Genomic DNA, 24,691 nt, shown 5'->3' on the forward strand with positions numbered 1-24,691 from the left:
GGGCGTCTTCCGGCGCCAGGCGTCGATTTCGGCCGGCTCAGGCAGAGGCCGCATCCGGACCCGCGCCTTTAGAACCGCGGAAGAACCGAACACCGAATTTACGATTTACTCTAGGACGATTTCAGCCATGGCTAACGTAGTTGAGAACCTCGGCAAGCTCGAACGCCGCGTGACGATTTCCCTGCCGAAGGACACGGTGCAGAAGGAAGTGGATTCGCGCATCCGCCAGTTGGCCAAGAATGTGCGCATGCCGGGTTTCCGCCCGGGCAAGGTGCCGCTCAAGATGGTGACGCAACAGTATGGCGGCCAGGTCGAAGCCGAAGTGCTGAGCGACAAGGTCGGCAAGGAATTCTTCGATGTCACGCGCGCCGAGAACCTGCGTGTCGCGGGCCAGCCGAGCTTCGCGCCGAAGTCGGAAGCCGCAACGGACGCCTACGCCTTCGACGCGACCTTCGAGGTCTATCCCGAAGTGCGCCTCGGCGACGTGGCGACCGCTGAAATCGAACGCACGGTCACGACCATCTCCGAAGCCGAAGTCGATCGCACGCTGGACATCCTGCGCAAGCAGCGCGTGCATTTCCACGCCCGCGGCGAAGCCGGCGAGCACGGCGACGGCGGCGCGAACACGGCAGCCAAGGAAGGCGACCGCGTAACGCTCGATTTCGTCGGCAAGATCGACGATGTCGCGTTCGAAGGCGGTAGCGCACAGGACTTCGCATTCGTGCTGGGCGAAGGCCGCATGCTGCCCGAGTTCGAGCAAGCCGCGACGGGCCTGAAGGTCGGCGAAGAGCGCACGTTCGACCTCAAGTTCCCGGATGACTACCACGGCAAGGACGTGGCGGGCAAGACGGCGCAATTCACGATCACCGTGAAGAAGATCGAATGGCCGCATCTGCCGGAAATCAACGCCGATTTCGCGAAGTCGCTCGGCATCGAAGACGGCGACCTCACGAAGATGCGCGCCGAGATCAAGGACAATCTGGAGCGTGAAGCGAAGCGCCGCACGCAGCAGATCGTGAAGAATCAGGTCATGGACGCGCTCCTGAAGATCTCCGAACTCGACGTGCCGAAGGCGCTGATCGAACAGGATCAGCAGCGCCTCGTCGAAATGGCTCGCCAGGACCTGCAACAACGCGGCGTGCCGAATGCAGCCGACGCGCCGATCCCGGCCGAAATGTTCGCCGAGCAGGCCGAGCGTCGCGTGAAGCTGGGCCTCGTGCTGGCCGAACTCGTGAAGGCCAACGAACTGCAGGCGAAGCCCGAGCAGATCCGCGCTGAAGTGGACGAATTCGCCAAGAGCTACGAAGACCCGAAGGAAGTCGTCCGCTGGTATTATTCGAACCAGCAGCGCCTCGCCGAGATGGAAGCGTACGTCGTCGAAAGCAACGTCGTCGATTTCGTCCTGGGCAAGGCCAAGGTGACCGACAAGGAAGTCAGCTTCGAGGAACTGGCCAGCGCAACGGCGCAAGCCTGACGCGTTAGGCAAGGGGCGTGCGGAGTCGTCGGACTGACGGCTCGCACGCCTTTTTTGCATTAAAGTTGGGCGTTTGCATGCCGTTCTAGTGGATGTTCCTTTGTCGTTCAGTACCCTTATTCCGAACAAGGAAATTGCATGACCTTTCGCGCTGAATTGCTCGACACGTTGGCGTCCCACGCACCGCGGGATTTCGAAGCCCAGGCGCTCGGCCTCGTTCCGATGGTCGTGGAAACGAGCGGCCGCGGCGAGCGTGCCTATGACATTTACTCGCGTCTCCTCAAGGAGCGTGTGGTGTTTCTCGTCGGTGAAGTGAACGACCAGTCGGCGAATCTCGTCGTCGCACAGTTGTTGTTCCTCGAAAGCGAGAACCCGGACAAGGACATCAGCCTGTACATCAACAGTCCTGGCGGCTCGGTCTCGGCCGGCATGGCGATTTACGACACCATGCAGTTCGTGAAGCCGGACGTTTCGACGCTGTGCATGGGCCTCGCCGCAAGCATGGGCGCATTCCTGCTGGCGGCCGGCGCGAAAGGCAAGCGCGTCGCGCTTCCGAACGCGCGCGTGATGATCCACCAGCCGCTCGGCGGCGCACGCGGCCAGGCGTCGGACATCGAGATCCAGGCACGGGAAATCCTGTATCTGAAGGAACGTTTGAATCAGTTGCTGTCGCATCACACGGGTCAGCCGGTCGAGCGCATCGCGCGCGACACGGATCGCGACAACTTCATGTCGGGCGACGATGCGCAGGCTTACGGCCTCGTCGACCAGGTGCTTCACAAGCGTCCCTGAGGCGTCCGGAGCGGCGCCGCGCCGGCGCTCGGAGACGAAGCCGGCGAAGCGTGCGAAGTCGCGCATTGGGCGCCACGCCAAAACGCGCTCCGGCGGTCCTCGCGGGTGCGAATCTGCGTCGCGGAATCGAAGCGCGTATCATGTAACAAGAGTGTCCGGAGGCTTACACATTTATGGCGGACAAAAAAGGTTCCAGTAGCGAAAAGCTGCTGTATTGCTCGTTCTGCGGCAAGAGCCAGCATGAGGTGAAGAAGCTCATCGCTGGGCCGTCGGTGTTCATCTGCGATGAATGCATCGACCTGTGCAACGAGATCATTCGCGACGAGGCAGCCGGTGCGGCGGAGGAGGCCGGGCTGACCAAGTCCGACCTGCCGAGCCCGCAGGAAATCAGCGATATCCTCAATCAGTACGTGATCGGCCAGGAACGCGCGAAGAAAATTCTCGCGGTGGCCGTGTACAACCATTACAAGCGGCTCAAGCATCTCGACAAGAAGGACGACATCGAGCTGTCGAAGAGCAACATTCTCTTGATCGGGCCGACCGGCTCGGGCAAGACGCTGCTCGCGCAGACATTGGCGCGCATGCTGAATGTGCCGTTCGTGATCGCCGATGCAACGACGCTGACCGAAGCCGGCTATGTCGGCGAGGACGTCGAGAACATCATTCAGAAGCTGCTGCAGAATTGCAATTACGAAGTCGACAAGGCGCAGCGCGGAATCGTGTACATCGACGAGATCGACAAGATCAGCCGCAAGTCGGACAACCCGTCCATTACGCGCGACGTGTCGGGCGAGGGCGTGCAGCAGGCGTTGCTGAAGCTGATCGAAGGCACGATGGCGTCGGTGCCGCCGCAAGGGGGACGCAAGCACCCGAATCAGGATTTCATCCAGGTCGATACGACCAACATCCTGTTCGTCTGCGGCGGCGCGTTCGACGGATTGGAAAAGGTCATCACGGATCGCACCGAGAAGACCGGCATCGGTTTCGGCGCGAGCGTGAAGAGCAAGCAGGATCGCGACGCGGGCGAAGTGCTGCGCGAGGTCGAGCCGGAAGACCTGATCAAGTTCGGCCTGATTCCGGAGCTGATCGGCCGTCTGCCCGTCGTGGCGACGCTCGGCAAGCTCGATGAAGCCGCGCTGGTGAAGATCCTGATCGAGCCGAAGAACGCGCTCGTGAAGCAGTATCACAAGCTCTTCGCAATGGAGCGCGTCGAACTGGAAATCCGTCCGGCGGCGCTTCAGGCCATCGCGCAGAAGGCCATTCGCCGCAAGACCGGCGCGCGCGGGCTGCGTTCGATTCTGGAACAGGCGTTGCTCGACGTAATGTACGAACTGCCGACCATGAAGGGCGTTTCGAAGGTGATCGTCGACGACAACACGATCGACGGAGACGGCAAGCCGCTGCTCATCTACGAAGACGCACCGAAAGTAGCAGGATCGAACTGAAGCAGGCTGTGTGTCGGCGAAAGGCCGTTCATGGCGACGTGAACGGCCTTTTATTTTTGTCGGTTTATCTTGTGGACGTTACTGACGCGATCTTTGACTAACGACTTTTCCCTTCCGATAAAGGCTTGCAATAGCTCTGACCGGCCTTATTTACGACTGAACTGATTCCACTAATGGGGAAATGAAATGTCAGGAACCCAACTCCTCCCGCAGGAACGCATTACGCTGCCGCTGCTCCCGCTGCGCGACGTAGTCGTTTTCCCGCATATGGTGATTCCGCTCTTCGTCGGGCGGCCCAAGTCGATCAAGGCACTCGAAGCCGCGATGGAAGGCGGCAAGCACATCATGCTCGTCGCCCAGAAAACGGCGGCGAAGGACGAGCCGACCGAAAAGGACATGTACGAAGTAGGGTGTGTCGCCAACATCCTGCAAATGCTGAAACTGCCCGACGGCACGGTGAAAGTGCTCGTCGAAGGCCTGCAGCGCGCGAAAACGCTGTCGATCGAAGAGCAGGAAACGCAATTTTCCTGCGATGTGATGCCGCTCGAGCCGGATCACGCCGACAGCGCCGAAACCGAAGCGCTGCGCCGCGCGATCGTGTCGCAGTTCGATCAGTACGTGAAGCTCAACAAGAAGATTCCGCCGGAGATCCTGACGTCGCTGTCGGGCATCGACGAGGCGGGTCGTCTTGCCGACACTATCGCCGCGCATCTGCCGCTCAAGCTGGATCAAAAGCAGCACATCCTCGAGATGTTCCCTGTGATCGAGCGTCTGGAGCATCTGCTCGCCCAGCTCGAAGCCGAAATCGACATTCTTCAGGTCGAGAAGCGCATCCGTGGCCGCGTGAAGCGCCAGATGGAAAAGAGCCAGCGCGAGTACTACCTGAACGAGCAGGTCAAGGCGATCCAGAAGGAATTGGGCGAAGGTGAAGAGGGCGCGGATCTCGAAGAGCTCGAGAAGCGCATCGCCGCCGCGCGCATGCCGAAGGAAGCCAAGAAGAAGGCCGACGCCGAGCTGAAAAAGCTCAAGCTGATGTCGCCGATGTCCGCGGAAGCGACTGTCGTGCGCAACTACATCGACACGCTGATCGGCTTGCCATGGCGCAAGAAGAGCAAGGTCAACAACGACCTTTCGAATGCCGAGCGCGTGCTCGACGAAGACCATTTCGGTCTCGAAAAGGTCAAGGAACGCATTCTCGAGTACCTCGCGGTGCAACAACGCGTCGAGAAGGTGAAGGCACCGATTCTGTGCCTGGTCGGGCCTCCGGGCGTCGGCAAGACCTCGCTCGGGCAGTCCATCGCTCGCGCGACGAACCGCAAGTTCGTGCGTATGGCGCTCGGCGGCGTGCATGACGAATCCGAAATTCGCGGCCACCGTCGCACGTATATCGGTTCGATGCCCGGCAAGATTTTGCAGAGCCTCACGAAGGTCGGCGTGCGCAATCCGCTTTTCCTGCTCGACGAAGTCGACAAGATGGGCATGGATTTCCGCGGCGATCCGGCATCCGCGCTGCTCGAAGTGCTCGATCCGGAACAGAACCATACGTTCGCGGACCACTACATCGAAGTGGACTTCGACCTGTCCGACGTGATGTTCGTGGCGACGTCGAACTCGCTGAACATTCCGCCGCCGCTGCTCGACCGGATGGAAGTCATCCGCCTGTCGGGTTACACGGAAGACGAGAAGGTCAGCATCGCGACGCGTTACCTGTTGCCGAAGCAGAAGCGCAACAACGGCCTGAAGGACGGCGAGATCGACGTCACGGAACAAGCGATCCGCGACATCATTCGCTACTACACGCGTGAAGCGGGCGTGCGTTCGCTCGAGCGTGAAGTGTCGAAGATCTGCCGCAAGGTCGTGAAGATGCTGCTGCTCAAGAAGGCGGAAGGCGCCGTGAAGGTCGACGGCTCCAACCTCGACACCTTCCTCGGCGTGCGCAAGTACGACTTCGGTCTGGCCGCGAAGGAAAACCAGATCGGTCAGGTGACGGGTCTTGCGTGGACGGAAGTGGGCGGCGATCTGCTGACGATCGAAGCAGCGGTGATGCCCGGCAAGGGCGGCGTGATCCGTACGGGTTCGCTCGGCGACGTGATGAAGGAATCCGTCGAAGCGGCGCGCTCGGTCGTGCGTTCACGTTCGCGCCGGCTTGGCATCACGGATGAGTCGTTCGAGAAGAAGGACATCCACATCCACGTGCCGGAAGGCGCGACGCCGAAGGACGGTCCGTCCGCCGGTATCGCGATGACCACGGCGCTGGTCTCGGTGCTGACCGGCATTCCGGTTCGCGCGGATGTCGCGATGACGGGCGAAATCACGCTGCGCGGCGAAGTGCTGCCGATCGGCGGATTGAAGGAGAAGCTGCTGGCAGCGCATCGCGGCGGCATCAAGCTCGTGCTGATTCCTGAAGAAAACACGAAGGATCTGGCCGACATCCCCGACAACGTGAAGAACGCCATCGAGATCGTGCCGGTTCGCTGGATCGATCGGGTGCTGGAACTGGCGCTCGAACGTGCGCCGGAGTCGTTGCCCGAAGACGAAGCGAAGGCAACGCCCGTCGCAGCCGAACAGCAGAAGGACACGCCAGCAACGGGCGAAGTCGTAAAGCACTGAACGCTTGTCGCGGCACGGTTTTAACGCCGTGTCGCGTGAACGAGGCTAAAAACCCGCGGGCAACCCACCCGCGGGTTTTCTTTTTGCGCGCGGCTTTTCGAAGAGAACTTCTAAAACGCCCGAAGGCCGCGCCGAATAAGGCTCAACCCCGGTTGACACGTGTCTTTCGGCTAAGTTAAATGAGCGCCGCATCCAATCTTATCGAGATGCCATCCGCTTCGATGCCGGACCACATCGATTAAAACGTGCCAATACTGATTCGGGGATCACAATGAACAAGACGGAATTGATCGACCATATCGCGCAGCAAGCCGATATCTCCAAGGCCGCCGCCGGCCGCGCGCTCGATGCGGTCATCGGCGGCGTAAGCGCGACGCTGAAGAAGGGCGGCACCGTGACGCTCGTCGGCTTCGGCACGTTTGCCGTCGGCAAGCGCACCGCACGCACGGGGCGCAATCCGCGCACGGGCGATGAGATCAAGATCAAGGCCGCGAAAGTGCCGAAATTTCGCCCTGGCAAAGCGCTGAAGGATGCGCTAAACTAGCGGACTCGCTGGATACGGACCTTCGCAAAACGAAGTCTGAATCCAGCAGCAGCGCAAACCGAGTGAATTGCGGACCGGGTGCTTAGCTCAGTTGGTAGAGCGGCGCCCTTACAAGGCGTAGGTCGGGAGTTCGAGCCTCTCAGCACCCACCAGGTCACAGTTCATTGCGCGCTAACCGGAGCGGTAGTTCAGTCGGTTAGAATACCGGCCTGTCACGCCGGGGGTCGCGGGTTCGAGTCCCGTCCGCTCCGCCAGATTCGACAAGAAATCCCGTAAGCTTCGCGGCTTGCGGGATTTTTGTTTTGGCGCGTGCTCGTTAAGAATGCTAATCATTGCTTCGCATCATTGAATGCTTGCTGGACGCAAACTTTCAACTGAAACATCGCCCGTTACGAAAAGGGGACACGAGAATTTCACATCGGGCGGTGCAAATCCCGCCCGCCTTTCGCCTTTTCCTCGTCCACTGTTGTAATATCGAGCGTTTTGTTATAACCACGCAGCGCTACGCATGCTCGACTTCTTCCGTAATCACCAGCGCCTGATGATGGCTCTGCTGATCCTGATCATCGTGCCCGGTCTGGGCATGGTCGGGATTCAGGGCTTCAGCAACTATTTCGACGAAAGTTCCTACGTCGCCAGCGTGAATGGCCACAAGATCACGCGCGCCGAATTCGACAGCGCTTTCCGCCAGCAGGTGGACCGCGCCCGCTCGATGCTCGGTTCCCAATTCGACGCCAAGATGTTCGACACGCCCGAAGCGCGCGCCGCGATGGTCGATAGTCTCGTGCAGCAACGCGCGATGGCCGACGAAACGCAGCGTCTGCATCTGACCGCCTCCGACGACGCCGTGCGCCGGGCGCTGCTGAACGATCCGGTGATCTCGTCGCTTAAGAAGCCCGACGGCAGCATCGACCTCGATCGCTACAAGCAACTGCTCGCGATGCAGGGCATGACGCCCGCGCAGTACGACGAGCGCATGCGCTACACGATCGCGACCGGACAGATTCCGGGCAGCATTCAAGGCACGGCGTTCACGTCGAAGTCGCTCGCGCAAAGCCTGACCGAACTCGCGGAACAGAAGCGCTCGGTGCAGGGTCTGTCGCTGCGCGCGGCCGACTACACCGCGAAGGTCCAGCCGACCGACGCGCAACTCACCGCCTACTACGAAGCGCATCGCAACGATTTCGCGACGCCCGAAACCGCCACGATCCAGTATCTGCTGCTGTCGCCGTCGACGATCGCGGCCGCATCGAAGCCGAGCGACGCCGATCTCAAGAAGTACTACGACGACAACATCCAGCGCTATCGCACCGAAGCGCAAGTGCGCGCGAGCCACATTCTCGTGAACGCACCGAAGGACGCGAGCGCGGCCGACAAGGCGAAGGCCAAGCAGAAGGCCGAAGACCTGCTCGCGCAAGCCAAGGCGCATCCGGATCAGTTCGCGCAAATCGCGCAGAAGAACTCCGACGATCCCGGCTCTGCAGGCAAGGGCGGCGATCTCGGCTACTTCGCGCGCGGTCAGATCGCGGGCGGCAAGGCTTTCGACGACGCCGCATTCGGCCTGAAGAGGGGCGAAGTCAGCAATATCGTCGAGTCGGATTTTGGCTATCACATCATTCAGGCGACCGACGTGAAGCCTTCCGTCACGAAGCCGTTCGACGAAGTGAAGGACTCGATCGCGAAGGATTACGCGGCTCAACAGGGCACGAAGGGTTTCGCCGACGACGCGCAAGGCTTCACCGATCTCGTCTACGAGAAGGCCAAGTCGCTGCAGCCGGCCGCGGACAAGTACAAGCTGACTGTGCAGAGCGCAACGGTCGGTCCGAAGCCGAATCCGCAATTGCCGCAAGACAATCCGCTCAACAATCCGAAGTTCCTCGCGGCCGTGTTCGCGCCGGATGCCGTGAAGGACCGCAACAACACGCAGGCAATCGACGTCGGCAACAACACGCTGATCGCCGCGCGCGTCACCGACTACAAGGCCTCGACCGTTCCCGCGTTCGACGTCGTGAAGGACGACGTGCGCAAGAAGGTCGTCGCGGAAATGGCTGCGGCGATGGCGAAGAAGGAAGGCGAGGCGAAGCTCGCGGATCTGCAGAAGTCGAAGTCGACCGACGGCTTCACGTCGCCTATCACCGTCTCGCGCAATGACGCGCAAGGCTTGCCGCCCGTCGCGTTGAGCGCGATCTTCAAGGCGGATGGATCGAAGCTGCCGTCGTATGTCGGCGTCGATCTCGGTGCGGAAGGCTACGCGATTTATCGTGTGAACGGCATCGAGAAGGCCGCGCCGGTCGCCGCCGATCGTCTCGCCGGCGCACAGCAGCAAGTCGCGCAGGTCTACGCGCAGGCCGACATGGAGGCGTACCTCAACTCGCTGAAGGCTCGCTCGAAGGTCAAGCTGAGCCAGGCGCCGGCACCGTCGTCGAACTGATCGGCGCTGACATCATCGAAAAGCCCCGCTTCCGAAATGAACTGCACCCCAAAAGTTGGACACCCGTTCAACGATTTGGGGTGTTTTTTCATGAGCAAGTACAGCGCACGACTCAAGAGCAGAGTCGTTCAAGACTATTTATCAGGCGAGCGCGGTGGTTACGGAGAGGTGGGGCGTCAACATGGCGTGGGCCAGGGCACGGTGCGTAAATGGGTGGCGGCGTGGCGGGCGCATGGCGAGGCGGCGTTTAAGAAGAAGTACAGTTTCTACGACGGCCCATTCAAACTGAAGGTGCTGCAGTTCATGCACACCAAGGCCCTGTCGTGCCGAGAGACGGCCGCGATCTTCGATATCCGCAATCCGAGCGCGATTAATGTCTGGAAGCGCCGGTATGATTCGGGAGGTATGCAGGCCCTTGAGCCGCGCCCCCGAGGACGCTCCGTGAAGCAACCCAAGTCATCTGCGCCAGCGGTTTCGTCCAAATCCGACGAGGCCCGCACGAAGGAAGAGCTCCTGAAGGAGCTGAACTATCTGCGCATGGAGAATGCGTACCTAAAAAAACTCGATGCCTTGATCCGCTCGGAAAGCCCTACAGCGCAGCGCAAAAAGCGCAAGTAGTGGCCGGGTTGAGGCATGAGTTTGCGCTCGACGGCCTGCTGAAAGTGGCCGGCCTGGCGCGCAGCACGTTCTACTACCAATGCAAGGCTTCACGCAAGGCGGACAAACACGCGCAGCTCAAGGCGCGTATTCGTTCTGTGTTCGAGCAGCACAAAGGGCGTTATGGCTATCGACGCATTACTCACGCAGTCCGGCATTTGGGCACTGTTGTGAATCACAAGACCGTCCAGCGGTTGATGCACCTCATGAAACTGAAGTCGCTGGTGCGCCCGAAGAAGTTTCAAGCCTTCCGCGGGACGGTGGGACGGGTTGCGCCGAACGTGCTGCAAAGACAGTTCGATGCCGCGGGGCCGAACCAGAAGTGGGTCACCGATATCACTGAATTCCGGGTGGGCGAGCGAAAGCTTTATCTATCGCCGGTGCTGGATCTGTATAACGGCGAGATCATCGCCTACGAGACGGCCACTCGTCCGGCATTCGCGATGGTCGCCAACATGATCAAAAAGGCGTTCAGAAGGCTGGAAGTCGATGATCGCCCCTTGGTCCACTCGGATCAAGGCTGGCACTATCAGATGGGCGCTTACCAGGCGTTGCTCTCGCAACGAGCCCTGACGCAAAGCATGTCGCGCAAGGGCAACTGCCACGACAACGCCACCATGGAAAGCTTCTTCGGCACTTTGAAGTCGGAGTTCTTCTACCCCAACCGCTTCGAGAGCATCGAAGCCCTTCAGGCCGGAATCAGACGCTACATTCACTACTACAATCACCACCGCATCAAGCTGAAGCTGAAAGGGCTGAGTCCTGTGATGTACAGAACTCAGCCCTTAGCGGCCTAGCCCAAAACTGTCCAACTTTGCGGGGTCAGTTCAAAAGAAAGCGGGGCTTTTTTGCTTTGCTACGCCGCTACGAGACGGCAAGCACGATGCTTACAGGCAAGCCTGAATATCGCCGGTTGCCTGACTGCCGGCAGCGCCCGAGGCGCGGAAACCGACCCACGTACCGGAGCCCGAGCGCGCTGGCTGCACCACCGCGGCGGCGCCATTCGGCGGCTGCTGGCCGGGCACATAGACGTCGACGCCCTGATTGTTGGCGAGCGTGTTCTGCGACACGACCTGCTGCTGTGACTTTTCGGCCCACTTTTGCGCGATGCACTGCGCGACGACATTGGGCGCCTGCTTGCTCATGCCGACTTGTTGCACGTTGGCGGGCGGCTGTGCGGCACAAGCCGAGAGCGCGACGGCCAGGCCGAGGAGAGGGATAAGTTTCACGTGACCTCCTTGTAGAGTCGCTCACGAGACGAGCGGGTTATAAGAGTTACGCGAGAGTCTCAGATATCTGAATCGTGGCCGTGTTCCGCGTTGGTTCTGCAAGAGCTGTCGCGGCCGGCGTCGTCCTAATGCGACGCACTGGCGCCCAGCAAGGGTTTCAAGGTTGGCCAGACGTTTTCCAACAGCAAAGGCTGGGCCTGCACCGTCGGATGAATCTGGTCCGCCTGGAACATGGCGGGCTTGTCAGCGATGCCGGCAAGCAGGAACGGCACGAGGGGCACGTTCTTCTCCTTCGCGATGCGCTCATAGACGGCGTGGAACTTTTGCGTATAGTCCGGGCCGTAATTGGGCGGGACGTACATGCCGATGAGTAAAACCTTCGCATGCGCCGCCTGCGAGGCATCGACGATGCTGCGCAGATTCGTCTCCGTCGTCGCGAGCGGCACGCCGCGCAGCGCATCGTTCGCGCCGAGTTCGACGATCACGACCGCGGGCTTCAGGCGAGAAAGCACCGCGGTCAATCGTGCGCGCCCGCCGCTCGTGGTGTCCCCGCTGATGCTCGAATTGGCGACGCTATAATCGAAACGCTCCTTCGCAAGCTTGTCGCGCAAGAGGTTGACCCAGCCGGTGTCGCGCGGCAGGCCGTATTCGGCCGACAGGCTGTCGCCCAGCACGACGATCGCGGGCTTCGGTTGCGCTGCGGCTTGCGCATCGGCGGCATGCGCTGTCGCCGAACATGCCGCCATCAACAGGATCGCCGGCACGAGGCCGCGCAAGTTAATTTTCAGAGTGTCCATGCAAAACAATATCGAGCCGGTCATCGAAGTTCGGGGGTTAAGCAAGCGAGTGAAGGACGCAACGGGCGAGCTCACGATTCTCGATCAGATCGATCTGTCGATCGCGAAGGGCAGCAGCGTCGCGATCGTCGGTGCATCGGGCTCGGGCAAGTCGACATTGCTCGGCCTGCTCGCCGGATTGGACAGCGCGAGCGAGGGCTCGGTTCGTCTGCTCGGCAAGGAGCTGTCGAACCTGAACGAAGACGAACGGGCCGCGCTCAGAAGCGGCGCGGTCGGCTTCGTGTTTCAGTCGTTCCAGTTGATGCCGCATCTGACCGCGCTCGAAAACGTGATGCTGCCGCTCGAACTGCGCGCCGAGATGCCTCACGGCGAGATCGCGGCGCGCGCCCGCTCGCTTCTCGATCAGGTCGGTCTCGCGCAGCGCACGGGCCACTATCCGAAGCTGCTTTCCGGCGGCGAACAGCAGCGCGTCGCGCTCGCGCGTGCCTTCGTCACGCATCCGGCCGTGCTCTTCGCCGACGAACCCACGGGTAGCCTCGATGCCGCCACGGGCTACGCGATCATCGACCTGATGTTCGAGATGAACCGCCGCAACGGCGCGACGCTCGTGCTCGTCACGCACGACGCCGAACTCGCCGAGCGCTGCGACGCGACAGTGACGATCGAAGCGGGGCGGCTCGTCAACGGCATCGGCGTATAAAAAAACCCGCGACGCCGAAGCGCCGCGGGCCACCTTCTTCAACGCGCGCTTCAGCGCTTCAAAGCCTCGCGCGCACGCGCGATCAACGCAGATGTCGACGAATCGTGCTTGGCCGGATCGGCGCTCGCGGCGGTGATGTCGGCCTCGACGACCTTGCCGAGAATCTTGCCGAGCTCCACGCCCCACTGATCGAACGAGTTGATGTCCCACACCGTGCCCTGCACCAGCACCTTGTGCTCGTAGAGCGCGATGAGCGCGCCGAGCGACTGGGGCGTGAGCGCGTCGAGCATGATGGTCGTCGTCGGACGGTTGCCGGGGAAGCTCAGATGCGTCGCCAGTTCCTCCTTGCCCGGACCCGCGACCTTCTTCGCTTCTTCGAGCGTGCGGCCGAGCATGAGCGCCTCGCTCTGCGCGAAGCAGTTGGCGAGCAGCTTCGCGTGATGATCGACGAGCGGATGCTCCGGCGTCAGCACGGCGATGAAGTCGATCGGAATGATCGTCGGCCCTTGATGCAGCATCTGGAAGAACGCGTGCTGGCCGTTCGTGCCAGGCTCGCCCCAGATCACGGCGGCGGTCGGGTAATCGACCATCTTGCCGTCGAGACGCGCCGACTTGCCGTTGCTCTCCATTTCGAGCTGCTGGAGATACGAAGGCAGATAGTGCAGCGCCTGCGAATACGGCGCGACGAGATCGCTCTGCGAACCGAAGAAATTGCGATACCAGATGCCGATCATGCCCATCAGCACCGGCAGGTTCTTGTCGAGCGGCGCGGTGCGGAAGTGCTCGTCCATCGCGGCCGCGCCTTGCAGCAGCGCGTCGAAATTCTGCGGACCCACCGACAGCATGATCGACAGCCCCACCGCCGACCACAGCGAGTAGCGTCCGCCGACCCAGTCCCACATCTCGAAGACGTTTTCCTTCGCGATGCCGAACTTGACCACTTCAGCCGGATTCGCCGACACGCCGACGAAATGCTTCGCGAGCTGATCTTCGGGGCAGCCGGACTTCAGGAACCAGTCGCGCATCGAATGCGCGTTCGTCATCGTTTCGAGCGTCGTGAAGGTCTTTGAGACGACGATCGCGAGCGTTTCTTCGGCGTCGACTTGCTGAAGGACGTTCCAGAGATCCGCGCCGTCGACATTCGATACGAAATGCGTGTCCAGATCCTTCGACGCCAGATGATGCAGCGCGTGCACGACCATCTTCGGCCCGAGATCCGATCCGCCGATGCCGATATTCACAACATGGCGAATGCGCTTGCCGGTATAGCCCGTCCACGAGCCGTCGCGAACCTTGTCGGCGAAGGCGGCCATCTTGGCCTTTTCCTTCTGCACCTGTTCGTGGAAGGGCGCATCCGGCGACTGCGCGCGCAGCGCGGTATGCAGCACGGCGCGATGTTCGGTGATGTTGACGATATCGCCACGGAACATCGCGTCGCGGCGTTCGGTGACTTTCGCCTGCTGCGCGACTTCGACGAGCAGCTTGAGCGTTTCGTCCTTCACGCGGTTCTTCGAAAAGTCGATGGCGAGGCCGCCGCCCGCGAAAGTGAGGCGCTCGGCGCGCGTCGGCGCGGTGTCGTTCTGCGGCGCGAACCAGTCGCGCAGGCGCTCGCCGGAGATGGCATCGTAATGCGTCTGGAGCGCCGACCAGGCAGGAAGCGAGTTGAGCATCGAGTTTTGGGTCATGAGCGGTCCGTTAGTCTGAAGGTGACAGAGGAATACGTTCGTGCGATTGCGGCTCGCCTGCCTGTGCGTCGTGTCTGGTGAACGCGACTGAAGCAGATGTGAGCGGCCGCGGTTGCCCGAATCAAAAAAGAGTATAGCGACGATGCATGAACGGATGCTTGCAAAGCGTCACGGCGGCCTTGCAATGGGACGCGCGAAAACCGTCAGTTGCGCGCGTGCTCCGCGTAAAAGCGGCGGTTGATGAGACTTCGCACGACGGGCGCGAGTTCTCCGGCAGTCAATCCGGCCGGGCCGATGCCGCCGTCGCTGAGCGTCTGCGCGGCGAGGCCGTGCAGCCAGACGCCCGCGAGCGCCGCTTCGTATGCAGGGAGCTTCTGCGCGAGCAATGCTCCGATCAATCCGCCGAGCACGTCGCCGGTGCCGCCCGTGGCGAGTCCCGCGTTGCCGGTCGGATTGACGGCGACGCGGCCATCGGGCGACGCGATCACGGTGCCGGAGCCCTTGAGCACCGCAATGGCCGCATAGCGCGCGGCGAGCTGGCGCGCGGCCGCGATGCGATCGGCCTGAACGGCTTTCGCGTCGGTTTGCAACAGACGCGCGGCTTCCAGCGGATGCGGCGTGAGGATGCACGGATCGCCCTGCGCGCCGCGCGCCGCGACGGCGGAGGCGAGCGCGTCGTCTTTCGCGACGAGATTGAGCGCGTCGGCATCGAGCAATTTCGGGACATCGAGCTTCAGCGCGTCGGTCAGCACCGTTTTGGCGCGCTCGCTCGGGCCCATGCCGCAGCCGATGGCGAGCGCGTCCATCCTGTCGAGCGCGAGGTCATCGACGTGATGCAGCATCAGCTCGGGATGCGGCGGATCGTAAGGCGGAAAGCCTTCGCCAAGAAACGCGACGTGCACCTTGCCCGCGCCGCCGTAGAGCGCCATGCGCGCGGCGAGAACCGGCGCGCCGCACATGCCGGTATCGCCGCCGACCACCGCGAGCGAGCCGAACGTGCCTTTGTTGGTCGCGTTGTCGCGTGGCGGCATGCATGCGCCGAATAGCGCGGGCGCGTTGAGCACGATCGACGGCGCCGCGCTCGCATCGACTTCCAGCGTCGAAACGAAAAGGCGTCCCGTCAGATCGCGGCCCAGCGACGTGAAATGCCCCGGCTTCGCGCCGATGAAGGTGATCGTGTCCGTTGCGCGCACGGCTTCGCCGCCGTTCACGGGCGAGCCGGTGTCGCTGTTCAGGCCGCTCGGGACGTCGAGCGCGAGCACGCGCCCCGACGCGCGCGCGCGGCGCGTCATGCGCGCGGCGATTTCCGCGAACACACCTTCGAGCGGCCGCGTGAGACCGATGCCGAACATGCCGTCGACGAGCCAGCCGAAGCCGTCGAACGAGGCGGGCGGCTTGTCGTCGATCGAGACGCCGGCCGCGCGCGCCGCGTCGAGCGCCCAGCGCGCGTCGTCGGGCTTCACTTCGACGGGCATGCACACGCGCACCGGAATGCCCGCGCGATGCAGGCGCTCGGCCATCACGAGCGCGTCGCCGCCGTTGTTGCCGGGGCCGGCCGCGAGCCACACCGGCAACGCACGCGAATCCGGATCGTGCTCCAGCGCATCGATGACGCATTGCGCGGCGGCCGCGCCCGCGCGCGCCATCAGCGTATGCGGCGGCAGCGCGGCGGCTGCGCGCGCTTCGAGCGTGCGCAGCTCGGCGAGCGTCAGAAGCGTGAGCGGATCGTCTTTGGGAGTGAAATAGGGCGAGCGGGCAGCGGTCATGGCGGCGGGCGGGAAAGCGCTTTGGAAACCCGGCGTCCGCAGCATTCGTGCCCGTCGCAGCGCGCTGCTAGAAGCGTTCGGGGCTCAGCGCGGCAAGGGTATCGGCGGGAACATCGGGCGTAACGCCGGAAACGAGATCCGCGATCACTTTAGCAGACCCGCACGCGAGGCCCCAGCCCGCCGGGCCGTGCGCGGCGTTCACGAAAAGCCGCGGATGGCGCGTCGCGCCGACGAGCGGCAGGCCGTCGGCGGTCACGAGGCGCAGCCCTTCCCACGCGCGCGCAGCGGAGACGCGCGCCGCGCCCGGAATCCAGTCGTGCGTGCCTTGGCCGAGCAGATCGAGCGCGCGGCGCGAGAGCGAGGCGTCGAGCGGCTTGTCGGCCTTGGACGCGCTCTGGAACACGCCCGCGCCGCCCACGCGCAGCCGCTGGTTGATGCGCGTCATCGTGATGCGCTTGATCGAATCGACGACCGTCAGATGCGGCGCGCGCTCCTCGTACGCGACGGGCGCGGTGAGCGTATGCACGCGCAGCGGAAAGAGCGACGACGCCGACTTGGAGCCGCCGATGAGCCCCGGCGTGCCCGTGCCCGCCGCGACGACGATGGCGTCCGCCGTGATGAGCTCGACATCGGCGCTGCGCTTTTTGCCTTCGTGGGGACCGGCGAGCTGGACGGCCGCGCGGCCATCGTCCAGACGCAGCGACGCCACCGCGCGATGCATGCGGAACTGCACGCCGCCGTCTTCGAGCACCTGCTTCAGTTGCTTGGTGAAGAGCGGACAGTTCGCGGTGCGCTCGTCGGGCAGCAGCACGCCGCCCGCGAATTCCGGGAAATCCGGCACGGAAGGCTCGATGGCGACGCATTCTTCGGGCGTCAGCAGTTGATGCGCAACGCCGCAACTTCTGAGCAGATCGATGGCCGGCTGCGCGTCTTCGAGCTCGCGCGGCTGCCTGAAGACGTGCAGCACGCCGCGGCGCTGCTCGAAATCGAGTTCCAGCCGGCTTTCGATGTCCGCGAGCACGCGCCGCGACACATCGACGAGCGGCTGCAGATGTGCGTACTGCGCCGCGAACGCGTCGGGATCGCGCAGCGTCGCGAGCTGCTTCAGAAAATCGCGCGCGGCCGAGTCGAAGCCGGTCTTGACCACCATGCCGCTTTGCTTCGAGCGGCTCGACGCCATGAACGTCGGCCCGAACCAGACATCGAGCGGCGAGGGCAGCAGCGCGCCGCCCTGGCCGTAGGTGGCGCCTTGCGCGACGGTCGCGTGGCGCTCGACCACGCACACGCGATGACCGGCCGCATGTAATTGACAGGCGGTGGCGATGCCGGCGATTCCTCCGCCGATGACGATGACATCCATGACTTTTTGTGCCCGAAGGCGCGAGATTGCAGTGCGGCGTGACGCTCGGGCAGGACGCCCGGCTGCTGCGTTGACGGTGAAACGACAGGCTGGCGGCGTGATTCGGCACGCGCCGTACCCGGAGAAAGCGCGCCATGATAGCGCCAAAATCGTTTGCGGGGGACGGCGAGCCGGGCGCTCATGTGGCCCGCGGCACGCTCGATCCCCGATGGCCGGCCCGGCGCGGACAATTTCGGGATGCGCGACGATCCGTTTCGCGTCGCCGCTGCACCGTGGCGCGCCACGCGGACGGACCGCCCCGGCCGATTTCGAGACGCTTCCGGGTTATAATCGCGGTCTTCCTTTCGCCTCACGCCGTTTAGCGTGCTCGAGTCCGAATTTGCGAATATCCGGTTTGCAAAAAGCGATCGAGCGTCGCGCGAGCGGCACACAGACGTCATCGACGCACCGTCACAATGGCCCACTTCTCGTGTTTCCCCGGCGCTTCGGCCCTCTCCGATTTCCGTCAGACCCGCCTTCTCGAAACGCTCGCCCGCATCGACGCGAACATCGTCGGCGTGCGCGGCCAGTTCCTGCATTTCGTCAACGCGTCCGAGCCGCTCACCGACGATGACAACAGCCGCATCGCCGCGCTGATGCACTACGGCGCGCCGTTCGCGGACTCGAAAGAGCGCGGTCATGTCGAGACGTTCATGGTCGTGCCGCGCTTCGGCACGGTCTCGCCGTGGGCGAGCAAGGCGACCGACATCGCGCATCACTGCGGCCTCGAGAAAGTGCGTCGCATCGAGCGCGGCGTCGAATTCTCGGTCGTCATGAAAAGCGGCTTCCTCGGCGGCAAGAAGGCGCTGTCGGACGAAGCGCGCGCGGCCGTCGCGGATGCGCTGCACGACCGCATGACGGAAAGCGTCGCGGCATCGCGCGACCAGGCGCTGCATCTCTTCGACGAGCTGCCCGCGAAGCCTTTGCAGACCGTCGACATCATCGGCACGGGCCGCCGTGCGCTCGAGGCCGCGAACGCCGAGCTCGGCCTCGCGCTCGCGGAAGACGAGATCGACTATCTCGTGAACGCGTTCGAGAGCCTGAAGCGCAATCCGACCGACGTCGAACTGATGATGTTCGCGCAGGCCAACAGCGAGCATTGCCGCCACAAGATCTTCAATGGCGAATGGACCATCGACGGCGAAAAGCAGGACATGTCGCTGTTCCAGATGATCCGCAACACGGAAAAGCTGAATCACGCGGGCACGATCGTCGCGTATTCGGACAATTCGGCGATCATGGAGGGCGGCGTCGCGGAACGCTGGTTCCCGCGCGGCGCCGACGAGCAGTATCGGCGCAACGTGGAATTGACCCACACGCTGATGAAGGTCGAAACGCACAATCACCCGACCGCGATTTCCCCGTTCGCGGGCGCGGCGACGGGCTCGGGCGGCGAAATCCGCGATGAAGGCGCGACGGGCCGCGGCGCGCGTCCGAAGGCCGGTCTCGCGGGCTTCACCGTGTCGAACCTCGATCTGCCCGACGCGCGCGAAAAGTGGGAAAACGACCGCGACGCCGCCGTGCCGCTCACGCAACGCAATCCGTCCGACGAGCACGCGCCGTATGGCCGCCCGGACCGCATCGCGTCGCCGCTGCAGATCATGATCGACGGCCCGATCGGCGCTGCCGCGTTCAACAACGAATTCGGCCGCCCGAACCTCGGCGGCTATTTCCGCACCTACGAGCAGAACGTCGCGGGCCGCGTGCGCGGCTATCACAAGCCGATCATGATCGCGGGCGGCATCGGCAATATTTCGGATCAGCACACGCACAAGCTCGACCTGCCGGCCGGCACGCTCTTGATCCAGATCGGCGGGCCGGGCATGCGTATCGGCATGGGCGGTGGCGCGGCATCGTCGATGGCGACGGGCGCGAACACCGCCGAACTCGATTTCGACTCGGTCCAGCGCGGCAATCCGGAAATCCAGCGGCGCGCGCAGGAAGTCATCAATACGTGCTGGCAGTTGGGCGAGGGCAATCCGATCCTGTCTATCCACGACGTCGGCGCGGGCGGCATCTCGAACGCGTTCCCGGAGCTCGTCGATGGCGCGGGCAAGGGCGCGCGCTTCGAGTTGCGCAAGGTTCAGCTCGAGGAAAGCGGTCTGTCGCCGCGCGAAATCTGGTCGAACGAGGCGCAAGAGCGTTACGTGCTGGCGATTTCGCCCGCCGATCTGCCCGCGTTCCAGGCGATTTGCGAGCGCGAACGCTGCCCGGTGGCGGTCGTCGGCGTGGCGACGGACGAACGTCAGCTGAAGCTGATCGACGACGCCAACGAAGGCCAGGAACCCGTCGACATGCCGATGGACGTGCTGCTCGGCAAGCCGCCCAAGATGCATCGCGATGTGAAGCGTGAGAATGCGCAATTCACGCCCGTCGACGTGACGGGTCTGTCGCTGTCCGAAGTCGCTGTCGACGTGCTCAAGCATCCGACGGTCGCGAGCAAGTCGTTCCTTATCACGATCGGCGACCGTTCGGTCGGCGGCACGACCGCGCGCGACCAGTTCGTCGGTCCGTGGCAGGTGCCCGTCGCCGATTGCGCGATCACGACGATGGATTACGCGGGCTTTCGCGGCGAAGCGATGACGATGGCCGAGCGCACGCCGCTCGCCGTCATCGACGCGCCCGCGTCCGGCCGCATGGCAGTGGGCGAGGCGGTGACGAACATCGCGTCCGCGCCGATCGAATCGCTCAACAAGCTGAAGCTCTCCGCGAACTGGATGGCCGCGTGCGGCAGCGCCGGCGAAGACGCCGCGCTTTACGACACCGTGAAGGCGATCGGCATGGAACTGTGCCCGGCGCTCGGCATCAGCATTCCCGTCGGCAAGGATTCGCTGTCGATGCGCACCAAGTGGCAGGACGCACGCGGCGGCGCGCGCGAAGTGGTGTCGCCGGTGTCGCTCATCATCTCGGCGTTCGCGCCGGTCGAGGACGTGCGCCGGCATCTCACGCCGCAACTCGTCGACGATACCGACACGGTGCTGATCTCGATCGATCTCGGGCGTGGCCGCAACCGCATGGGCGGCAGCATTCTCGCGCAGGTCACGCAGCAGGTCGGCGACGCAGTGCCCGATGTCGACGATCCCGAAGACCTCAAGCGCTTCTTCGCGGCGATCCAGGCTTTGAATGCCGATGGCAAGCTGCTTGCCTATCACGACCGCTCGGACGGCGGCCTGTGGGCGACGGTCTGCGAAATGGCGTTCGCGGGGCATGTGGGCGTGTCGCTGAACATCGACATGCTGACGCTCGACGCCGATCACGAATCCGATTACGGCGACGCGAAAGACTGGGCCAAGCAGACGAGCGGCCGCCGCGACGACCGCACGATCCGCGCGCTGTTCTCGGAAGAGCTCGGCGCGGTCGTGCAGGTGCGCGCATCGGATCGCGACGGGGTGCTCGGCGCGCTGCGCGAACACGGTTTGTCGGCGTGCTCGCATGTGATCGGCAAGCCGAACCGGAGCGGCGCGGTCGAAATCTATCGCGACGCGAAGAAGATTTTCGATGCGCCGCGCGTCGAGTTGCATCGCGCGTGGAGCGAAGTGAGCTGGCGCATCGCGCGTCTGCGCGACAACCCGGCCTGCGCCGACGCCGAATACGACGCGCTGCTCGACGCCGCCGATCCTGGCATCGCGCCGGTGCTCACCTTCGATCCGGCGGAAGACGTCGCTGCGCCGTTCATCGCGACGGGCAAGCGTCCGCGTGTCGCGATCCTGCGTGAACAGGGCGTGAACTCGCATCTGGAGACGGCATACGCGTTCGATCGCGCCGGCTTCGATGCACACGACGTCCACATGAGCGACCTGCTCGAAGGGCGCGCCACGCTCGCCGATTTCGCGGGCGCGGTCGCGTGCGGCGGCTTCTCGTACGGCGACGTGCTCGGCGCGGGCGAGGGCTGGGCGAAGACGATCCGCTTCAACGCGAAGCTCGCCGACATGTTCGCGGCGTTCTTCGCGCGTCCGGATACCTTCGCGCTCGGCATCTGCAACGGCTGCCAGATGATGTCGAGCCTCGCGTCGATCATCCCGGGCGCGGAAAGCTGGCCGAAGTTCACGCGCAACAAGTCGGAGCAGTTCGAGGCGCGTTTCTCGCTCGTCGAAGTGCAGAATTCGCCGTCGATCTTCTTCGCGGGCATGGAAGGCTCGCGCATTCCGGTGGCGGTCGCGCACGGCGAAGGTTTCGCTGACTTTTCGCAGCAAGGCGATCCGGCGCAGGCGCTCGTCGCGATGCGATACGTCGATCATCGCGGCAATGCGACGGAGCAGTATCCGTTCAATCCGAACGGATCGCCGCAGGGCATTACGTCCGTGACGACGCCCGATGGCCGCTTCACCGTGCTGATGCCGCACATGGAACGCGTGCATCGCAACGTGCAGATGAGCTGGACGCCCGACGACTGGACCACCGACGGCAGCCCGTGGCTGCGCGTGTTCCAGAACGCGCGACGCTTCCTCGGCTAATCGCGCATCGTCGCATGGCTGGACCGAACACCCCGAAGCTGACGCTTCGGGGTGTTTTTATTTTTGAGCCCGTTCCATAACACTGCCTTCCGGCAAATATCCCAAAATAATCAACGCGTAAGTTGCGGGTATAGTGCTTCGGCGCGTCGCGAGGCGCGTTTGACCACGGAGGAGAAATGAGGCAGTTGCCATCAAAATATTTAGGTATACGGAATTTATTGGCGATGACGATCATCGCGTCGTCGTGTCTCGTCGCGGCGTGCGGCGACAGCTCGGATTCGGGTTCGGCCAATCTCTCGCCGACGGCGCGCGCGGCGGCGCTCGGCGAGAACCTGATGGTGCGCGTGGACATCGACGGCAACGATGCCGCGAAGTCCGGCACGAACTGCGCCGATCTCGGCGCCGACTGGGCCAGTTGCGCGCGCGGCAAGCTGATTCTCGAAAACACCGGCAGCCGCAGTCTCCCGGCAGGCGGCTGGACGCTGTACGTGCACAGCATCCGGCGCATTTGATGGTGGAACATCCGGCGTTCGCGTGGAAGCACGTCACCGGCGATCTCTACGCGCTGACGCCGCGCGCGGGCGCTTTCACGCTCGGCGCGGGCGAGCGCATCGAAGTGCCGTTCGTCGGGGAGTACTGGTATCAGCGCTACAGCGATCTGTTGCCGCGCGCGTATGTCGTGGCGGACGGCAATGCGGCGCCTGCCATCCTCAAGCACAACGATACCGACGATGAAACCCGCTACGTCGATCGCATTCCGCCGATCGCGGACGACGCAGCGGCATTCGCCGCAACGCCCGCGCAAGTGCAACGGGCACGCGCCGAAGCCGCGTTGCCATCGGCGCAGCAGACCGCCGCGCGCGCGGTGCCGGCGGTGCTGCGTTCGACGGCGGGTGAGGGCGCGGCGCAGGTCGGCGGAATCGATTTGTCGGCGTCCGGTTTGACATCGTCGCAAGTGGCGGCGCTCACGTCGCGCGCGGCGACGCTCGGTCTGACCGGCGCGGCCGTGCGCGTGAGCGGGCAGATCGCCGGAGGCGCATTGCCGGCCGATATCGCGCGCGCGGGCGGTTATCGGCTGACGATCGCGCAAGACGGCGTGAAGATCGACGCCTTCGATGCGGGCGGGCTGTTCTACGGCGTGCAGACCTTGCTCTCGCTTACGCCCGCGGGCGGCGGCAGCGTGCCGGCGATGACCATCGAAGACGCGCCGCGATACACGCATCGCGGCATGCACGTCGACGTCGCGCGCAACTTCCGTCAGCCCGCCACGTTGCGCCGTCTGATCGACCAGATGAGCGCATACAAGCTCAACCGGCTACACCTGCATCTCACCGACGATGAAGGCTGGCGCATCGAAATCCCCGGTCTGCCGGAGCTGACCGAAATCGGTGCGAAGCGTTGCCACGATCTCACGGAAACGCAGTGCCTGTTGCCGCAGCTCGGCTCCGGTCCCGACAATCGCTCGGGCGGCGGCTATCTGAGCCGCGCCGAATATGTCGCGCTGCTTCGTTATGCGGCGGATCGCTTCGTCGAGATCATTCCGGAAATCGACATGCCGGGCCACGCGCGCGCCGCGGTCGTGTCGATGGAAGCGCGTTACCAGCGTCTTGCGGCGCTCGGCAACAAGGCGGCCGCGAACGCGTACCGTCTGCTCGATCCGGCCGATACATCGAACACGACGACCGTCCAGTTCTACGACCGCCGCAGCTTCCTGAATCCGTGCTCGGACGGTGCGCAGCGTTTCGCATCGAAGGTGATCGGCGAAGTCGCGTCGATGCATCGCGAAGCGGGCGCGCCGCTTTCCGTGTGGCACTTCGGCGGCGACGAGGCGAAGAACATCCTTCTCGGCGGCGGTTTCCAGCCGCTCGACGGCACCGATCCCGGCAAGGGCCGCGTGAACCTCGCGTTGCAGGACAAGCCGTGGGGACGCTCGCCGCAGTGCGCGGCGATGATCGCGTCGGGCAAGCTTGCATCCGTCGACGAACTGCCGTCGATCTTCGCGCGCCAGGTCAGCCAGATCGTGCGCGCGAACGGCATCGGCACGATGGCCGCGTGGCAGGACGGCATCAAGCACGCGAACGGTCCGCAGGATTTCGCGACGTCGAACGTGATGGTGACGATGTGGGACACGATCTTCTGGGGCGCGTCCGACACCGTGCAGACGCTCGGCAGTCAGGGCTACAAGACGGTGCTCGCGCTGCCGGATTATCTGTACTTCGACTTCCCCTATGCCTTCGATCAGCGCGAGCGCGGGTATTACTGGGGCTCGCACGCGACGGACAGCTTCAAGACGTTCTCGCTCGCGCCTGACAATCTGCCGCAGAACGCGGAGATCATGCCCGATCGCGACGGCAAACCGTTCGAAGTGACGAGCGCTGGACCGGCGCCGCGTATCGAAGGCATTCAGGGACAAGCCTGGGCGGAAGTGATGCGTACGGATCAGCAGTTCGAGTACATGGCGTATCCGCGCTTGCTTGCGCTTGCGGAACGCGCGTGGCATCGGGCCGCGTGGGAACGTCCTTACGTGCAGGGCGAGCGCTACAAGCTCGGCGACACCGACAAGGTCGACAAGGCCGCGCTCGCAGCGGACTGGGCGGGCTTCATGAGCGTGGTGCAGAACCGCGAAATGGCGAAGCTGACGCGCTCGGGCGCGGTGGTCAGGACGAAGCTGGGCGGTTGACGGCCCATGAAACGACAAAGCCGCCCGA

14 protein-coding genes, 2 tRNA genes and 1 pseudogene are annotated in these 24,691 nt (G+C 63.7%); 12 read left to right on the plus strand and 5 right to left on the minus strand.

The genetic code is table 11. The features are described from left to right. Positions 1-127: 127 nt before the first annotated feature. The 9 genes from tig (at position 128) to NCS03_RS07260 (ending at position 10,750) form a co-directional block, all read left to right on the plus strand. On the plus strand, positions 128-1,474 hold the full coding sequence (gene tig / locus NCS03_RS07220) for a trigger factor (RefSeq protein ID WP_250528978.1): 1,347 nt from the start codon (positions 128-130) through the stop codon (positions 1,472-1,474). Positions 1,475-1,612: 138 nt separating this feature from the next. Further along, positions 1,613-2,266, plus strand: a complete 654-nt coding sequence (gene clpP / locus NCS03_RS07225; RefSeq protein WP_008349755.1) for an ATP-dependent Clp endopeptidase proteolytic subunit ClpP — start codon at positions 1,613-1,615, stop codon at positions 2,264-2,266. Positions 2,267-2,439: 173 nt separating this feature from the next. Further along, the gene (gene clpX / locus NCS03_RS07230) at positions 2,440-3,711 is read left to right on the plus strand and encodes an ATP-dependent Clp protease ATP-binding subunit ClpX (protein WP_008349753.1); all 1,272 of its coding nucleotides are present in this window, start codon (positions 2,440-2,442) and stop codon (positions 3,709-3,711) included. A gap of 186 nt (positions 3,712-3,897) precedes the next feature. After that, positions 3,898-6,321: an endopeptidase La gene (lon, locus tag NCS03_RS07235; RefSeq protein WP_008349749.1), complete on the plus strand. Its 2,424-nt coding sequence runs from the start codon at positions 3,898-3,900 to the stop codon at positions 6,319-6,321. A 211-nt stretch (positions 6,322-6,532) separates the two neighbouring features. Then, positions 6,533-6,865 (plus strand): HU family DNA-binding protein, encoded by a 333-nt coding sequence (locus NCS03_RS07240; protein ID WP_279613068.1) that lies wholly within the window; start codon positions 6,533-6,535, stop codon positions 6,863-6,865. Positions 6,866-6,941: 76 nt separating this feature from the next. After that, positions 6,942-7,017: transfer RNA gene (locus NCS03_RS07245), tRNA-Val, on the plus strand. Between the two features lie 25 nt (positions 7,018-7,042). Beyond that, positions 7,043-7,119: transfer RNA gene (locus NCS03_RS07250), tRNA-Asp, on the plus strand. Between the two features lie 254 nt (positions 7,120-7,373). After that, the gene (locus tag NCS03_RS07255) at positions 7,374-9,296 is read left to right on the plus strand and encodes a SurA N-terminal domain-containing protein (RefSeq protein ID WP_250528979.1); all 1,923 of its coding nucleotides are present in this window, start codon (positions 7,374-7,376) and stop codon (positions 9,294-9,296) included. A 90-nt stretch (positions 9,297-9,386) separates the two neighbouring features. Then, positions 9,387-10,750, plus strand: a protein-coding gene (locus tag NCS03_RS07260) for an IS3 family transposase (RefSeq protein ID WP_409017632.1) whose coding sequence is annotated in 2 segments (ribosomal slippage) — positions 9,387-9,858 and positions 9,858-10,750 — 1,365 coding nt in all. Because the reading frame shifts where the segments join, the coding sequence is not laid out codon by codon here. A 90-nt stretch (positions 10,751-10,840) separates the two neighbouring features. Here the strand turns inward: NCS03_RS07260 and NCS03_RS07265 are convergent. Both NCS03_RS07265 and NCS03_RS07270 read right to left on the minus strand, forming a co-directional pair. After that, on the minus strand, positions 10,841-11,182 hold the full coding sequence (locus tag NCS03_RS07265) for a hypothetical protein (protein WP_008349728.1): 342 nt from the start codon (positions 11,180-11,182) through the stop codon (positions 10,841-10,843). Between the two features lie 125 nt (positions 11,183-11,307). Next, positions 11,308-11,979: an arylesterase gene (locus tag NCS03_RS07270; protein ID WP_280519316.1), complete on the minus strand. Its 672-nt coding sequence runs from the start codon at positions 11,977-11,979 to the stop codon at positions 11,308-11,310. On the opposite strand from NCS03_RS07270, the gene NCS03_RS07275 reads away from it, so the two are divergent. Next, on the plus strand, positions 11,978-12,679 hold the full coding sequence (locus NCS03_RS07275; protein ID WP_033535923.1) for an ABC transporter ATP-binding protein: 702 nt from the start codon (positions 11,978-11,980) through the stop codon (positions 12,677-12,679). The two genes, NCS03_RS07270 and NCS03_RS07275, sit on opposite strands and share 2 nt — an antisense overlap. Positions 12,680-12,729: 50 nt before the next feature. Here the strand turns inward: NCS03_RS07275 and pgi are convergent, their stop codons facing one another. The 3 genes from pgi to NCS03_RS07290 all read right to left on the minus strand — a co-directional run bounded on the left by pgi (position 12,730) and on the right by NCS03_RS07290 (position 17,490). Then, positions 12,730-14,364, minus strand: a complete 1,635-nt coding sequence (gene pgi / locus NCS03_RS07280) for a glucose-6-phosphate isomerase (RefSeq protein ID WP_175982912.1) — start codon at positions 14,362-14,364, stop codon at positions 12,730-12,732. A gap of 203 nt (positions 14,365-14,567) precedes the next feature. Further along, complete coding sequence (locus NCS03_RS07285; protein ID WP_250528980.1) at positions 14,568-16,130, minus strand: NAD(P)H-hydrate dehydratase; 1,563 nt, start codon at positions 16,128-16,130, stop codon at positions 14,568-14,570. A 67-nt stretch (positions 16,131-16,197) separates the two neighbouring features. Next, the gene (locus NCS03_RS07290; protein ID WP_250528981.1) at positions 16,198-17,490 is read right to left on the minus strand and encodes an FAD-dependent oxidoreductase; all 1,293 of its coding nucleotides are present in this window, start codon (positions 17,488-17,490) and stop codon (positions 16,198-16,200) included. Between the two features lie 455 nt (positions 17,491-17,945). On the opposite strand from NCS03_RS07290, the gene purL reads away from it, so the two are divergent. Together purL and NCS03_RS07300 are read left to right on the plus strand one after the other, a co-directional pair. Further along, positions 17,946-21,983 carry a phosphoribosylformylglycinamidine synthase gene (purL, locus tag NCS03_RS07295; protein WP_250528982.1) on the plus strand — a complete coding sequence of 1,346 codons (4,038 nt, stop codon included), beginning with the start codon at positions 17,946-17,948 and terminating at the stop codon, positions 21,981-21,983. Between the two features lie 224 nt (positions 21,984-22,207). Next, positions 22,208-24,663: pseudogene (locus tag NCS03_RS07300) on the plus strand (family 20 glycosylhydrolase). Positions 24,664-24,691: the final 28 nt, after the last annotated feature.

The sequence above is a fragment of the Caballeronia sp. ATUFL_F1_KS4A genome (assembly GCF_023630905.1).
In the GTDB taxonomy this organism is placed as follows: Bacteria; Pseudomonadota; Gammaproteobacteria; order Burkholderiales; family Burkholderiaceae; genus Caballeronia; species Caballeronia zhejiangensis.